At 34.0% G+C, this 15546-nt stretch carries 16 protein-coding genes; 14 read left to right on the top strand and 2 right to left on the bottom strand.

What is annotated here, in order from left to right; translation table 11 throughout:
• The 3 genes from AD60_RS05505 to AD60_RS10175 all read left to right on the top strand — a co-directional run.
• Positions 1-1316: ABC transporter ATP-binding protein (locus AD60_RS05505; RefSeq protein WP_103927449.1), on the top strand; the 1316-nt coding region annotated here is incomplete at its 5' end.
• Between the two features lie 81 nt (positions 1317-1397).
• A complete protein-coding gene (locus AD60_RS10180) occupies positions 1398-1544 on the top strand; it encodes a hypothetical protein (protein ID WP_158248387.1) in 147 nt (48 codons plus the stop codon).
• Positions 1545-1676: 132 nt separating this feature from the next.
• Positions 1677-1841, top strand: a complete 165-nt coding sequence (locus tag AD60_RS10175; RefSeq protein WP_158248386.1) for a hypothetical protein — start codon at positions 1677-1679, stop codon at positions 1839-1841.
• Between the two features lie 34 nt (positions 1842-1875).
• Here the strand turns inward: AD60_RS10175 and AD60_RS10170 are convergent, their stop codons facing one another.
• Positions 1876-2043 carry a hypothetical protein gene (locus AD60_RS10170; RefSeq protein WP_158248385.1) on the bottom strand — a complete coding sequence of 56 codons (168 nt, stop codon included), beginning with the start codon at positions 2041-2043 and terminating at the stop codon, positions 1876-1878.
• Positions 2044-2286: 243 nt separating this feature from the next.
• Here AD60_RS10170 and AD60_RS05500 point away from each other — a divergent pair, with 243 nt between their 5' ends.
• The 11 genes from AD60_RS05500 to AD60_RS05450 all read left to right on the top strand — a co-directional run bounded on the left by AD60_RS05500 (position 2287) and on the right by AD60_RS05450 (position 13306).
• The gene (locus AD60_RS05500; RefSeq protein ID WP_158248384.1) at positions 2287-3801 is read left to right on the top strand and encodes an IS1634 family transposase; all 1515 of its coding nucleotides are present in this window, start codon (positions 2287-2289) and stop codon (positions 3799-3801) included.
• Positions 3802-3887: 86 nt separating this feature from the next.
• The gene (locus tag AD60_RS05495) at positions 3888-4250 is read left to right on the top strand and encodes a hypothetical protein (RefSeq protein WP_103876655.1); all 363 of its coding nucleotides are present in this window, start codon (positions 3888-3890) and stop codon (positions 4248-4250) included.
• 319 nt (positions 4251-4569) lie between these two features.
• Positions 4570-5631: a hypothetical protein gene (locus tag AD60_RS05490; RefSeq protein ID WP_103876654.1), complete on the top strand. Its 1062-nt coding sequence runs from the start codon at positions 4570-4572 to the stop codon at positions 5629-5631.
• Between the two features lie 109 nt (positions 5632-5740).
• Positions 5741-7000, top strand: coding sequence for a hypothetical protein (locus AD60_RS05485; RefSeq protein WP_103876653.1), 1260 nt, complete (start codon positions 5741-5743; stop codon positions 6998-7000).
• A 468-nt stretch (positions 7001-7468) separates the two neighbouring features.
• On the top strand, positions 7469-8110 hold the full coding sequence (locus AD60_RS05480; protein ID WP_103876652.1) for a TetR/AcrR family transcriptional regulator: 642 nt from the start codon (positions 7469-7471) through the stop codon (positions 8108-8110).
• A 60-nt stretch (positions 8111-8170) separates the two neighbouring features.
• The gene (gene fabF, locus AD60_RS05475) at positions 8171-9403 is read left to right on the top strand and encodes a beta-ketoacyl-ACP synthase II (RefSeq protein ID WP_103876651.1); all 1233 of its coding nucleotides are present in this window, start codon (positions 8171-8173) and stop codon (positions 9401-9403) included.
• Positions 9404-9418: 15 nt separating this feature from the next.
• The gene (locus AD60_RS05470) at positions 9419-10267 is read left to right on the top strand and encodes a DegV family protein (protein WP_103876650.1); all 849 of its coding nucleotides are present in this window, start codon (positions 9419-9421) and stop codon (positions 10265-10267) included.
• A 5-nt stretch (positions 10268-10272) separates the two neighbouring features.
• A complete protein-coding gene (gene fabZ / locus AD60_RS05465) occupies positions 10273-10692 on the top strand; it encodes a 3-hydroxyacyl-ACP dehydratase FabZ (protein WP_103876649.1) in 420 nt (139 codons plus the stop codon).
• A 16-nt stretch (positions 10693-10708) separates the two neighbouring features.
• Positions 10709-11662 carry a nitronate monooxygenase gene (locus AD60_RS05460; RefSeq protein WP_103876648.1) on the top strand — a complete coding sequence of 318 codons (954 nt, stop codon included), beginning with the start codon at positions 10709-10711 and terminating at the stop codon, positions 11660-11662.
• A 3-nt stretch (positions 11663-11665) separates the two neighbouring features.
• Complete coding sequence (fabD, locus tag AD60_RS05455; protein ID WP_103876647.1) at positions 11666-12541, top strand: ACP S-malonyltransferase; 876 nt, start codon at positions 11666-11668, stop codon at positions 12539-12541.
• An 18-nt stretch (positions 12542-12559) separates the two neighbouring features.
• On the top strand, positions 12560-13306 hold the full coding sequence (locus AD60_RS05450) for a beta-ketoacyl-ACP reductase (protein WP_103876646.1): 747 nt from the start codon (positions 12560-12562) through the stop codon (positions 13304-13306).
• Between the two features lie 55 nt (positions 13307-13361).
• Here the strand turns inward: AD60_RS05450 and AD60_RS05445 are convergent, their stop codons facing one another.
• Positions 13362-15536 (bottom strand): sodium-translocating pyrophosphatase, encoded by a 2175-nt coding sequence (locus AD60_RS05445; RefSeq protein WP_103876645.1) that lies wholly within the window; start codon positions 15534-15536, stop codon positions 13362-13364.
• Positions 15537-15546: the final 10 nt, after the last annotated feature.

The following is a 15546-nucleotide window of genomic DNA, read 5'->3' as shown; positions in this document are numbered from 1 at the left end:
CAATGGCTCTTGTATTACCAACCATGTGTTTAAACTTTTTGAATTTAGTAGTTATTTCTGCTATACTGACTTATCTGAATTGGCAATTATTTTTGATAGTACTTGCTTCTTTACCTTTCTATTGGCTTATTATCAGAAGTTCGCAAACAAAGTTGCAGAATTATTCAAAAATAGAAAGAAAATCTTTTGGAAAATTAACTTCTTCTATAAAAGAAAAGTTAGATGGTCAATTAATTATTAAAGTATTTGGGAAAACAAAATACTTTTCAAATTCATTTTCCAAGGATGCGGAAAATTGGTCTATGCAGGCGACTAAAGCAGGGATATTTCAAATAACTATTTTAAATATAGCCTTTTTTATCAGTTATGTAATTCCTGTGATTATATTAGGATTGGGAGGATTACTTGTGATAAGAGGGAACATGTCTTTGGGAACTTTAATAGCTTTTTATTCTTTTGTGCCATGGATATACGAACCCATAGGGATCATAAATGAAAATTTGGTTCAACTACAACGGGTTGAACCTCTAGCTGAAAGATTCTTTGAAATCCTCGATATGCCAGAAGAGGAAGGTGATGGTATATATCTTTTCCCTAAGGATTACAACATCGAATACAAAAACGTTTCATTCAAATACAGAGACGAGATAGTTTTGAAAAACATAAATCTCTTCTTTGGCAAAAACGAAAAGGTAGCGTTGGTAGGAACAAGTGGATCTGGCAAAAGTACTATGGTGAGTCTTCTTGTGAGATTATATGATCCCACAAACGGTAAAATACTATTAGGGAATAAAAACATAACAGATTACAAATTACAAGAAATCAGAGAAAAGATAAAGTTAGTCAGAGGTAACGAACCCTTATTCAACATGACGGTCAAAGAAAACATAATGTTGGATGATGAAATCACTGAAGAAGAATTCATGAAGGCGGTAAAGAAAGCGAAGGTAGATAAATTCATAGGGCTTTTAGATGAAGGATACGATACTGTAGTAGGAGAAAGGGGAAGTAAGCTATCAGATGGGCAAAGGCAGAGAGTAGCGATAGCAAGAGCATTGATAAGGGAACCAAAGGTATTGATACTGGATGAAGCAACGTCAGGGGTAGATTCACAGACAGAAGAAGAAATATTCGATGAATTGAAAGAGTACAAGATGACTTTGATAATAATATCCCACAGATTGTCAACGATAAGAAAGGCTAACAAAGTGATACTGTTGAAAGATGGAGAGATAAAAGGAGAAGGAGTACATGAAGAGTTATTAAAAAATGCTCCCATTTACAAAGAAATAATAGAAAGTCAGTTGGTTGTATGAAAGTTTAAATACCTACTATTTTGGTAATAGAACCTCTTGTTTTTTATAATAGGATTCACAGTTATTTTTGGTGGCAGTTATTTGACTTCAACTTTTCCTGTGACAGAAGAGTTCAATGACATACTGTTATGGATATTGTTAGGAGCAGGGGTATTTTTATTTTTCTTCACAGTAGTAGCTGGGAAAAAGATAACAAAAGAGACTGTAGTGTTAACGATTCCAGATTAAAGAGATTTAAGAATATGGCAAAGCTATTTTATCTTTCCTTATGGGTAGGTTGCTGGGCAAAGGGGAGCTATATACAAGGTTTCAGAGTTTGTAAAGTCAGTAAGAATTCATATGCAAAGAGGTAGGATAATTATGAAAAAGAAAAAACTTGAACAAAGAAAAAGCAAAGAGGAAAATAATTTTTTTGAAAGATTAAAAGACAAACTTAATAATTATAAGAAGAAGCTAAGGTATAACGCTATAACTCATAAAACGCCGTATAAGAAAAAAGGAAAAAACAAACGTGACGATGGATAATATCAGTATATCTAACAAAATAATTGTTTAGATATCATATTAAATGATAATTAATAACCATTGAAATAAGATAATGGGTGGATTGTATTCCTGTCAATAAAAAGATTATGTCTAATCCAAACAAAGTTTCAATATTCAAAGAACTATTCTTTGTTGAATTCTTCTCTTTCTTCCTCTTCAAAAACATAAAAAGAAACAGCAAAGGTTCCCTCTGTAATACTTTATCGATACATATTTGAACCCCTGAGTTTGACAGTTGAGAGATGATTTTTCAGTAAACCGAACGGAAGAAAGCGGGTTTGAGGGGATAAAACACCTATTTTTTTGAAAAAAATTTTTTTGATGTAGTGACACTTTTTTAGTTTTTAAATATATTATTCTCTTGACTTCATAATATTTCTGTGGTATAATATTAAAGACATTATGAAGTTGGGAGATGATTTGGATGTATGTTAGAACCGTAAAAAACAATCAAGGGAAAGAATACTTAAGAATAGTAGAAAGTTACCGTGAAAACGGTAAGAACAAACAAAAGATTATCGCTAATTTGGGTAGAATCGATACTATCAGTAGAAAAGAAGTGGAAAATATTGTCGATAAATTCGTACAGATATATGATATAAAAGGTTATGTGAATTTGAATAGTGTTGAGGAAGCACCTGATAAGAAGAATTACGGAATAAAGGTAATAGTGGATAAATTGTTTGAAAGGTATGAGATGGATAAGTTCTTTGAAAAGATGGATAAAAAGATAAGGTTCGATGTAGAAGATTTGCTGAAAATAATGGTTATGAACAGAATAATAGAACCGAAAAGTAAGTTGGGAATATTCAAAGAACTAGATTACTACGGCTTCAAAAGAATAGATGAGGCAGAAACAGACGAAGAAGGGATAGCTTTACAATGGATGTACAGGACGCTAGATGTGTTAGCGCAAAAGAAGGAAGAGTTAGAGAAACATCTGTACCGTCAAAGGATGAGTTTATTCAATTCTGTAGTAGATTTAGTGTTTTACGATGTAACGACATTAGCCTTTGAGACACAACAAACGAACGAGTTACTACAGATGGGGTATTCGAAAGATAAGAAGTTCAACGAATCACAGGTAGTTTTAGGGATGTCGATAGATAGGGATAGGATGCCGGTTAGTTTTGATATATATCCAGGTAACACGTTCGAAGGGCATACGTTCAAAGATACGATAGAGGTGATGAAAAAGAGATATCAGTTGGGAAAGGTAATAGTGGTTTCTGATAGAGGGATGATGAGTAGAACCAATATGGAAATAGTAGAGAATTCCGATTACGAATTCATAGTGGGTAAATCGATAAAACAGTTAAAAAAGGTGGATATATTCGATGGAGGATTCACTGAAATAGCAAAAGGGATTGAATACAGAGAAACAGAATACGAGGGTAAAAGATTACTCATAATACATTCAAAGGAAAGGGCAGAAAAAGATAGAAAAGACGAAAAATATGACGGATACTATGGAATAATAACCAACACACAGTTGAATCCAAAACAGATATTAGAGCAATACCATACCTTGTGGAAAGTGGAAGAAAGCTTCAGAACACTAAAGAATTATCTTGAGACAAGACCGATATTTCATTGGACACAGAAAAGGATAAAGGGACACATTGTGATGAGTTTCGTATCTTACATAATGCAAAGAACGCTAGAATTAGAACTAGAAAGGAACAATATAGAATACTCACACGAAAAGATAAGAGAAGCGATTAAAAACATGGAATACATAGATATTAAACCCAACGAACAGCATTTTGCCATTAGGACTAACATGAATCTTTTGGCTCAGAAGATATTGAAGATACTTAATATACCAATTCCAAAAGTAGTAACCCCATATGAGGAATTCATAGAGAAACTAAAACTACAGAACGAAAATAAGGAAATTAAAGGATTAGAAAGGAGCAAAGCGAAAACGCAAGTCTAAAACACTGATAAACAAAGGAAAAGAAAGGCATGTAGTGACACTTTTGAAAAACAGAGAAAGCAAAAAACGCTTTTTTGCAATTATTCATGCCTATTTTAGAATTCTTACGTTTTTGTAACTGTCAAACTCAGGATAATCCAAATGATGTTCCAATCACAGCATCGTTTAGCCGTTCGGTGTCAAAAAGCGTTACAATCTCAACATCTGCAGGATTTAGTCACGTAGTAGAAGCTGAAATAGGTTATTCGGAAGGGTACACAGTTACGGACACTATTGGAGGCGAAGTTACTCTCCAACCTGGTGAATGGGTTTATTGGTATGTTGATTGGTACTTGTGGTACCATTATGGAAACGCTCAATACAGGAATTTTTGGGGGAAAATAACTGATTACGGTAATTGGTCAGCATATGTTCCTAGATATCCTGTCCTAGTTCCTGATATTAATTGAACATTCTAAATAACCTAATCTTTATTAATGCAAAAGTTGCTTTTGTCGATCAAGGGAGTTTCAGTGTTGGATGAACTTTATTAAAAGGATAAAGGGGGAACATTTCCCGGGAATCTTTCCCTTCAAAAAAGTATCGGTATATTCAAAATTGAATGTAACAAACCTTTGCCAGATTGATTAATCATATAAATATTCCTAACATAAAATATTCACTTCCAAGCTAATCTAAAAAATAAAGTGAAGTATGGTATTATATAAAAGAAAAACGAAAAATATTGGTTATATTAAAAACGAACAAACATAGAATGGAGGGATTTTAATGAAAATGATTATTGAAAAGAGGATGTTGTTATTTGTTCTCTTATTCATGTTTACCGCTTTTGGTGTTAGCAGTTTATTTGCTAACGAAGCAAAGGGGGAAAAGGAAGATATGTTTATGAATATTTCCCCATCTCAAACTTTGTCTCTTACTTTAGCAGTTGATAATCCTTCCCCAATTACGGATGCATTTTCTTTTTTCGATAATAAGTTTTATGTTTACTCTGATCCGGATAACCTCCTTGTGGAAAATTTTATCGAAATCTACTCATTTATGAGACCTGAAGATTATACGACACACAGTATTGCTCACACATTTCCGAAAGAAGAATATCAAGATTACGAATTAAGTAACTTAATCTCTGTAAAATTAGGAAGAATACCAGGTGAAGGTTCAGTGTACTATGTTGGTTATTCGGAAAAAATAAAGGAAGTAGTTGTTTTCTCTTTAGAAGGTGATTTAGTCAATACAATAGACGTAGGAATTGATTCAAAAAATGACTTATTGCTTTCCTCGCCTAATAATTTTGGATATATTCAAAATGGATCTTTAAAGAAAGGAGATTTTTGGCTTATCGATAAAAAGAAAAATGAAATTATCATGATGACGATATCAGGTGAGGTTCTTTCTTCAGTTCCTGCAACAGCAGGAATAAAATATGAGGGTATAGATGCCCGACAATTTGAAGAAGTTTTAACTTTTGAAGACAGTTTATTTATTAGAGATTCTTCAAACCATATTTTTCAATACATTTACCCCCAAGGATTTTTTAAGGCGATATTTGTCGAAGAATTGAAAGATGTTGAGATTATCAGTTTTGCAATCGATTCATTAGGGAATATCTTCATACTTTATCATTCTATATCAGGCAACAAGCTCAAAATGGCTGTACTTGTTGAAGAAGATGATGGGAAATATTCAGCTAAAATATTTCACGAGGAACCATTTAGAGAGAAACCGGTAAAATTATTGGCGCACAAAGGATTTTTAATATTAGTTACTAAAGAAAACTACCAGATATATCAAACTTTACCGATAATAGAAAAACTAAAAGGTAAATAACAAAAATACAAGAAATAAAAAATAGCATGTAGTTAAGGTTGAGCAAAAAAATAAAATATGTAATTTGTATTCATATGCAACCTTTCATCAAGAAAGGAAAGGCTACATTATGAGAAGAAAAGTTATGTTTTTGATGTATATTTTGCTAAGCTTATCTCTTTTAGCTAATTCTTCTAACATCTATTGTGCGATTGAAGAACATGTTAAAGCACTAGACACTTATGACAAAAGAACCTTCAGTAACCAAGTAAATCAACTAACCATGGAAGAACAATTAATTAATTTTAATCCCATTCCATCAACAACTTTCACTTTTAATCAAAACGACTATAGTATAAATATTTCTAAGGATTTAAGAGATATCTTGTATATAGGGAAGATAAAAGAAGAAAAAGAGAAAGAAGTTATCAAGGCAAAATTTCAAGAAATAAATGTGGAACAAGAACTCATAATTTCTGTATTCTCGTCATTTTTGAATTACTTCATTCAAGGAGAAATATTAAAAAATTATCAAAATTACTATTCTTATTTTGAAGAAGAAGTTGATAAGTTAGAAAAAGATTACAAGAAAAAATTAATGAGTTATGAAGAATACCTCAGCAAAAAAGTAATGATTTCTCAATACATGGCTAACTTTGATGATATTAATAACTCCTTCGCTTTGAGTGAAAAAAGAGCAACTAATTTGAAAATTATTCCCATAGAAGCTGAAAAGTTGTCAGAATTAAACCTAGAGAATTATATACAATACTTTTTGAACTCTTACAATAATTCAATATCCATTGATTACATTGTTCAAATGATAAGAGAAATTAATGAATATTATTATATTACATTAGCGCCAAAATATTATACCAATGCTCCCAGTATATCCTCCAATTTAACTTACAGAAATTCATATACATTCGATGATCCAAATATTTCATATTCGTTAAATCTTGAAAATACTTTTAATGTGGGGGATTTCTTCTCTTTATCTCCAAATATATCTTATAACGTCTCAAATGGTTTTTCTGTTGGAATATCTTTCAAAACTATATCTACTTTCCCTCCGCAGAATAATATTGATGATTTAAGACTATTAGTGGAAGAGCAAAATAACAATCAAATAATGAATATTTATAATATTCAAAATAATATCGATAAATGGGAATCATCCGTTGAAATCTATTCTATGAATTTAGAACAATTAGAATATTTATTAACTCGTTATCCTAATGATTTAAAACTCATATCAGATTATTTAATGATTTACTCTTCTCTTCTAAATGCAAAGGGTAATTTAGCTTATTATTGTTTCCTTATGGAATGTGAAATTAATACGTTAGAAAAGAAATATAATTTAATTACTAACAAAAAAGAGGAATGAAATTAGTATCCTCTAATATATGTTTCAGATTGGAATAAGTTTAAGTGTTGCTTGCACCTTTGAACTGTATCTTATACTTGGTTGTTCTTTTCCCATCGAATATCAATCGTGATATATTTTGTGTTTTTCAGAATGAAACCATATGATTTAATCCTTTGTTCATATTCAATTTTTTCTACCAGCACTATTTGAAAGAGAATCTATACTTCTTTGGTTCTCTTTTCTTTTTTTGAATTCTTCTTAGTATCTCTTTCTTGAAGCAGATATCTCTTTTTTTAAAAGATTTTTGTTTTCGGAGAGTTTGAGGGGGGTTACCCCCTCAAAGACATCGAATTATAATCTAACCAATCTTTTTCGCGGACATGTAATATGATCTAATGCGAAAACTTGAAATACATTTTTGGTTGTGGTATAATCTTATGAAAGTGATGACCTTTGGTCATTTTTATTTTATTAGAAGGTAAAAATATGAGGGGAAATAGTTTGGAAAAGAAAAATAAAGAGGGAAAGTTGAATTTAATAATGAATGTAGCAGAAAAAATTTTTGTGGAAAAAGGTTATGAGAAAGCTACAATGACCGAAATTGCAAAGAGAGCTAATCTTGCAAAGGGGACGTTGTATTTGTACTTTTCAAGCAAAAAAGATCTATATTTTACTTCTGTTGAAAGAGCATTATCCGCTTTGCTCGCATCGATTATTAAAAAATTTTCTTCTTGTAAAAACGGTTTTGAAAAGGTTGTATCAATGGGAGAAACATACGTATCTTTCAGTCTTGAATACGTTGATTATTATAAATTGATACTGAATTATGAAACCTTGGAAGTTCATTTCGGCGATAAAGATCCTCATGTAAAGAAGGCATATGAAAAGAGTGAAGAGATTTTTCGGCTATTAGTTAGCTCCGTTGAAGAAGGAATAAAAGATGGTTCAATAGATGAAAGATTAGAACCTTTAAAGATCGCAATGGTTTTATGGAGTGAGATAACTGGAATGGTTCAGCAAGTAAGCCTTCGAGAAACGTTGTATGAAAAATGGACGGGGTTAAAACCTCTGCAAATATATGAGTATTATATAGAAGTAACAAAAAAAATGTTGGCTTCTTCTTTATAATCTTACATCTATCAAGATAGCCTTAACAAATTCATAAAATAACAGTCAGGAGGTATGTGGATGCATAAAGTCGTAATAACTGGAATGGGAACTATAAACTCGATAGCAAAAAACACAGAAGAATTTTTAGAAGGTTTAAAAGAAATGAAAAACGGTATAGATAAAATAACTCAGTTTGATACCTCAGATCATAAAGTTAAGATAGCGGCTGAAATAAAAGATTTTGATCCTCAAGAGTATATGGATAGAAAAACAGCCAAACGTTATGATAGGTTTTTGCAATTAGCTATTGCTGCCTCAGATGAAGCTATTGAAGACGCCGGGTTGTCACAAGATCAAGATTGGAGAGAAAATGCTGCGGTAATAATAGGTTCTGGAATTGGTGGTTTTAGAACGTTGTATCGCGAGTTTGGAGTCATGAACAAAAAAGGTCCAAAGTATGTTAGCCCTTTTTTAATTCCAATGATGATTGCTGATATGGCAAGTGGAGTTGTTTCTATAAGGCATAAATTAAAGGGACCAAATTTCACAACGGTTAGTGCCTGTGCTTCAGCTGTCCACTCAATAATAAGTTCTGTGATGTTGATAAGGAGTGGAGAAGTTGATGTGGCCATAACTGGAGGTTCTGAAGCGGTTATTGATCCTATGCCTATAGCGGCTTTTGCTAATATGATGGCTCTTTCTCAAAGAAATGATGAACCTAAAAAAGCATCAAGACCTTTTGATAAAGATAGAGATGGATTTGTGATGGGAGAGGGAGCTGGGATATTAGTTTTAGAATCAGAAGAACATGCAAAGGCAAGAGGAGCCAAAATTTATGGATATATAGCGGGATATGGAATGACAGGAGATGCTTACCATATTAGTCAATCTGATCCAGAAGGTGAAGGTGCTGCAAGGGCAATGAAGAACGCCCTAAAAATGGCTGAATTGGATCCTTCAGAAGTGAATCTTATAAATTGTCATGCCACAAGTACTCCTGTTGGTGATAATTCGGAGGTGAAAGCTATTAAAAAAATATTCGGTGAATTCGCTGATAAACCATATTTACAATCAACTAAAACTTTAATAGGACATACTTTGGGAGCTGCTGGTGCAATTGAATTAATAGCTTCAGTTATAGAAAGTCATAATCATTTTGTTCATGGAATGCCAAATTTAGAAGAGTCCGATGAAGAGATGAAAACACTCAATATCCCAAGAAAGACTCAAGACGCTGAAGTAAATGTAGTTTTAAAGAACTCCTTTGGTTTTGGGGGACACAATGCATCTTTAATTTTTGTTAAATCATAAAAGGGGGGTACAATTATGCCTAAAATAGGAATAGTAACCGATAATACATGTGACATCGATCCAAAGCAATTAGAAGAAATGGGGATAGGCTACGTTTCATTGTATGTAAAGTGGAAAGGTAAGTTTGAAAGGGCTGTGGACATTGATACAGACGACTTCTATGAGTTTTTAATAACATCTGACTATATACCTGCCACTTCACAACCCACGCCTCAAGATTTTGAAGAGGTCTATAAACAAATGTTGAAAGATTACGATGAGTTAATATCTGTCCATCTTTCAGGAAAACTGAGTGGAACTTATAATTCTGCTAGGATAGCTGCTAAGGAAGTAGATGAAAAAAGAATCCATATAGTAGAAAGTTATGAAGCCACATGGGGTTTGGGTTATTTAGTACTAGAATTAAAAAAACTTATAGACTCAGGAGATTATAATGTAGAAGAGTTGAAGAGTTTCGTTGAACATTTTCAAGAAAAAGTGAATGTATACTTTACCGTTGGAAGTTTAAATTATCTTGCAAAAGGTGGAAGAATAGGGAAAGCAACTGCCTTTGTGGGAAGCATGTTAAACATTAAGCCATTGTTAAAACTGGAGAATGGTGAAATACTTCCCGTTAAAAGAATCAGAGGATACAATAAAATAATTAAAGAGCTCACCTCGTTGGCAATGGAAGAAAAAGGCAAAGGAGAGTTAAAAAATATAACCGTTGAACATACGGGAAGCTTGAAATTAGGCGGCGATTTATTAGATGAATTAGTTAAATTGGGAGTTCCAAGGGAAAAGATAATCTTTGAGCCAATGGATATAATAATAGGAATGCATTTAGGACCTGATTCCGGTGGAATAGTAACCACGTGGGAGTGAAAATTATGAATGTCGAGGAAATAATGAAAATATTGCCCCATCGCTACCCTTTTCTGCTTGTTGATGGGTTATTAGAGTTAAATGAGGAAAAGATCAAGGCTTTTAAAAATGTAAGTATTAACGAACCTTTTTTTCAAGGTCATTTCCCAAATTATCCCATAATGCCAGGAGTACTTATTGTTGAGGGTATGGCTCAAACCGCTGGATTATTGCTTCTAAAAGATACGGATGAGAATGTAATTCCTTTGTTTACAGGTATAGATAAGGCTCGATTTAAAAAGGAAGTAAGACCTGGAGATAAATTGATATACGATTTAGAAATTCTACAGAAGAAAGCAAACATGTTCAAATTAAAAGGAATAGCTACTGTTGAAGGGCAAATATGTGCACAAGCAGAGATAATGGTAGGTATCAAAAAGAGTTGAAGATGGAGGTGCTGAATTGGAACCAGTAAAAAATAGGGTTACGGACTTATTGAAAATCAAATATCCCATATTAGAAGGCGGAATGGCATGGGTGGGTACTGCAAAATTGGCTGCAGCTGTTTCTAATGCTGGTGGATTAGGAACTATAGGTTCTGGAAACATGGATGCAAAACTTTTAAAGAAACAGATTGATTTAATAAGAGAGATGACCGATAAACCTTTTGCCGTAAACGTTATTATGCTTAATCCTCATATAGATGAAGTCATAGATTTGATAATTCAAGAAAAAGTGCCTGTTGCCATTTTAGGAGCTGGGAATTCTAGCAAATACATTCCTATGCTTAGAGAAAATGAAATAACAACATTAGCCGTAGTCTCATCGGAAAATCTAGCTTTGAGGTTAGAAAATGCTGGTGCGGAAGCTATAATAGGTGAAGGAATGGAATGTGGTGGACACATTGGAGATGTAACCACTATGGTTTTAGTTCCAAAGCTTTCCAGTATCTTGTCGGTTCCTGTAATAGCAGCAGGTGGAATTGCTAACGGGCCTGGTGCGGTTGCAGCCTTATCCTTAGGAGCAGAAGGCATTCAGATGGGGACTCGCTTTATAGCCACATATGAATGTGAAGCCCATGAAAATTACAAAGAAAAAATAATAAATGCGGGGATTAGAGACACTATAATTACTGGTCAGAAAATAGGTCATCCAGCTCGCATAATAAAAACAAAGTTCGGTAAAAAAATAGCGAAGCTAGAAGTATCTTCACCTGAAGAAGCAGAAGAAGCTTTGGTAGGTAGCCTTATGAAGGCTTTCTTGTATGGTGACGAAGAAAGTGGGTCTTTTATGGCAGGACAATCCGCTGGTTTGATAGAGGAAATAAAAAGTGTTAACGAGGTTATTGAAGATATAATGTCATATATTTTGAAAAATTATGACTTAGAAAAAAATGTCGATAAAAGGAGGAAATAAGTTTTGCGATGTTTTGTGTTTACAGGACAAGGATCCCAATACTTGGGAATGGGAAAGGATATATTAGAAAAAAAACCCGAATATGAATTGTTTTTTGATAAAGTAAAGAATAAGATTGGAGTGGATATAAAAACTATAATATTTGGCACTGATGAAAAAGAGCTTACCTTAACCCAAAATGCCCAAGTCGCTATACTCACAATTAGTTATATGAAGTATTTGAAAGCTTTAGAAGAAGGTTTCAAACCTGATGTGGTAGCAGGTCATTCTTTAGGAGAATGGACAGCCCTTTTAGCTGCAAACGTGATCGATTTTGAAGAGGCAGTTGAAGCGGTTTATTATAGGGGATTGTACATGAGTGAAGCTTTTGAACCAGGAAAAGGCGGTATGGCAGCGGTAATAGGCATGGATTTAAATGAGATTGAAAAAGTTTTAGCCAATTATCCAAACGTTCAAATAGCTAATTACAATTCTCCCTCACAAATTGTAATTAGTGGAGAAATGGAAGAGCTTTTGATCTCTATGGAAAAGCTCAAGGAAGAAGGAGCCAGAAAGGTTGTTCCGTTGAATGTAAGTGGTCCGTTCCATTCCAAATTTCTAAAAGATGCAGAAGAAAGGTTGAGAAAAAAAATTGAATATATAGAATTCAAAAAACCAACGGTTCCGATTGTTCAGAATGTGACGGCGAAGTTTGAGACAGATCCTGTTTTCATCAAAGAAAATGTAATTAAGCAAATAACTTCTCCCGTTAGATGGATAGAGTGTATTGAGGAATGTGTGAATAATGGTGTGGATGAATTTGTTGAAATTGGGCCGACAAAAGTGCTCACAAAATTTATTAAACAAATAAATAAAACTGTCAAATTGCTTAATATATAAAAATCGGGGGTGTTCCCTTTGAAGTTAAATCAAAAGATTGCGATCGTAACAGGTGGCTCTAGAGGAATAGGGAAAGAAATATCACGGAATTTCATAAAAGAAGGAGCCAATGTAATAGCAATCGCTATAGATGAAAGACCTCAAATAGAAGAAAACGAAAAAAGTGATTTTCCAGAAGATAGGTTCATTTATTATCAGGCAGACATAACTGATTTCAGTACGGTTAGTGAAATTGTCACTCAGATATATAACAAATACCAAAAAATCGACATATTAGTAAACAATGCTGGAATGGCAAAAGATAACTTCTTAGTTATTATGAAAGAAGAAGATTTTGATAAAGTAATACAAGTGAATTTAAAAGGAACATTTATAATGACAAAAGCAGTTGCCAAGATAATGAGAAAACAAAAGTTTGGAAATATAATAAACATGGCAAGCGTGGTAGGTATGGAAGGAAACATCGGTCAAACTAATTATTCAGCAGCAAAAGCAGGTATAATAGGGATGACAAAGTCTTGGGCGAAAGAACTTACAATGAAAGGGGAAAATATCAGAGTAAACGCCATAGCACCCGGTTTTGTTAAGACAGGGATGACAAAAAGTTTAAAAGAAGAATTGGTAGAGTATGTTGTAGAAAATACCTGTTTAAAACGATTGGGAGAGCCTCAAGATATAGCAAAATTAGCGGTATTTTTAGCCAGTGATGATTCTTCCTTCATAACAGGACAAGTTATAAGAATAGATGGTGGATTAAGAATTTAATGTTTTAAAATAAAAATCCCGAGGTCATGTGTCTAATAACCTCGGGATTTAGTTTTTAAAAGAGATGGTAAACTTTAAAGATTGAAACGGTTATAAGTGCCGTTACTGACATAATCTTGATTAGTATATCAAGCGAGGGACCAACGGTATCTTTCAGTGGATCCCCAACTGTATCTCCCACGATTGCTGCCTTATGGGCATCAGTACCTTTCCCTTCTCCTTCGACTCCACCAGATTCTATTCTCTTTTTAGCGTTATCCCATGCACCTCCAGAATTAGCAGAAAATATTGCTAACATAACACCACTAAGAGTAGTACCTATCAAAAGTCCTCCTACGAAGTTTGGACCAAGTAAAAGTCCAGAAATTATAGGTGTTAAAGTGGCAATGAGAGCCGGGAATTTTATTTGACTTAGAGAACCTTCGCTACTAATCCTGATACATCTTTCGTAATCTGGGTCTGCAGTTCCCTCCATCAATCCAGGTATTTCTCTAAACTGTCTTCTTACCTCATCAACCATCTTGTTAGCAGCATTTACCACGGCATTTATTAGAAAAGAACTAAAAAAGAAAGGCAACGCTGCACCAAAAATAGCTCCGGCTATTGTTCTTGAATCTATCATGTTCAAGATCAAGATACTTTCTAAATGCCCTACTCCTCCATCTCCAGGACCTGCTTGAGAATAAATAAAAGATGCAAAGAGTGCTAATGCCGCTAAAGCAGCGGAACCGATAGCAAAACCTTTACCTATAGCAGCCGTTGTGTTCCCTACAGAGTCTAGTTTATCGGTTATCTCTCTAACCTCTGGTGGCAAATTTGACATTTCACTTATCCCACCAGCATTATCTGCGATTGGACCGTACGAATCAACTGAAACGGTTGCTGCAACGAAAGAAAGCATACCCATAGCAGCCATTGCTACACCGTATAACCCTGCTATTTCAAAGGACACAAGGATTCCTAACATCAAAAGGAAAACAGGCAGTAGAACACTTTCCATTCCCAAGGCTAATCCTTTTGTAATGACAATAGCAGGACCACCCTTAGCGAATTCGCTTAATTCCTTTGTGGGATGGTATGCATCGTTAGTGTAATATTCCGCTATAAGACCCATAAAAATACCGTCTATTATACCTATAACAGCAGCCAACCAAGGGGAGAAGTATCCTAATCTGAAACCGATATTTTGAAATTCAGTGACACTAATGCCTCTCAAGTAGAAAAAGCTAAGAAAAAAAGTTATAATTAAAGTTAAAAATGCTGATGTCATCAAAGAGAAATTTAAATCTCTATGGGGATCATCAGAAGGCTTTTTTAAGATTATGTATAATATGCCAATCATCGAAGAAATTAATCCTAGTGATATAAAAAGTATCGGATAGTAAGTTAATCTCATGGTAGTATCATGAGAAAGATTTTGAGGACCCAAAAGGAAATAAGAATACAGTATTAGAACTATAGATGAAATTACGGCACCTACATAACTTTCCAACAAATCAGCTCCAAGTCCTGCAACATCTCCAACGTTATCTCCGACGTTATCAGCGATAGTCGCGGGATTTCGTGCATCATCTTCCGGCAGAGCTAATTCTGTTTTTCCAACTAAGTCTGCACCCATGTCCGCAGCTTTTGTGTAAACTCCTCCTCCAACCCTATCAAACATAGCGATTATTGAGCATCCAAGAGCGTATCCTGAAACAGTCATAGTGAAAGGAATGTAATTTATTCCCAACCAGTTGACTTTGATTACCAAATTTTCTGCAGAAAGCTGTCCCAGCCAATTTCCAAAAATAATGTATACTAAAAATAAACCTAATAGAGCCAATCCAGAAACGCTGAGTCCCATAACGCTTCCGCCTTGAAATGCAACTTTTAAAGTTTTTCCTATACTTTTCTCTGTTCGAGCCTTATTGCTAACTCTGACGTTAGCGTAAGTAGCTATTTTCATACCTATGTATCCTGCTAGGGCACTAAAAAAAGCTCCCATTACAAAAGCGATTCCAACATACCATTCTACCACGATACCTAAAGCTAAAGCGATAAATATACCATAAATTGATAATACTTTAAGCTCATGGTTAACAAAGGCGGAAGCACCAATTCTAATAGCCTTTGCAATGTGTTGCATCCTCTCCGTACCTTCATCTAATACAACGACTTGTCTAAAGTTAACACTTGCAAAAATTAAAGCAATAACAGGGACTACTGCCAAAATCCATAGACTACCCACTGTTTCACCT

This window comes from Petrotoga sp. SL27, from assembly GCF_002924605.1.
Classification (GTDB): Bacteria; Thermotogota; Thermotogae; order Petrotogales; family Petrotogaceae; genus Petrotoga; species Petrotoga sibirica.
The sequence above is the reverse complement of the archived record's forward strand: the minus strand, read 5'-3'. Positions and strand labels throughout refer to the sequence as shown.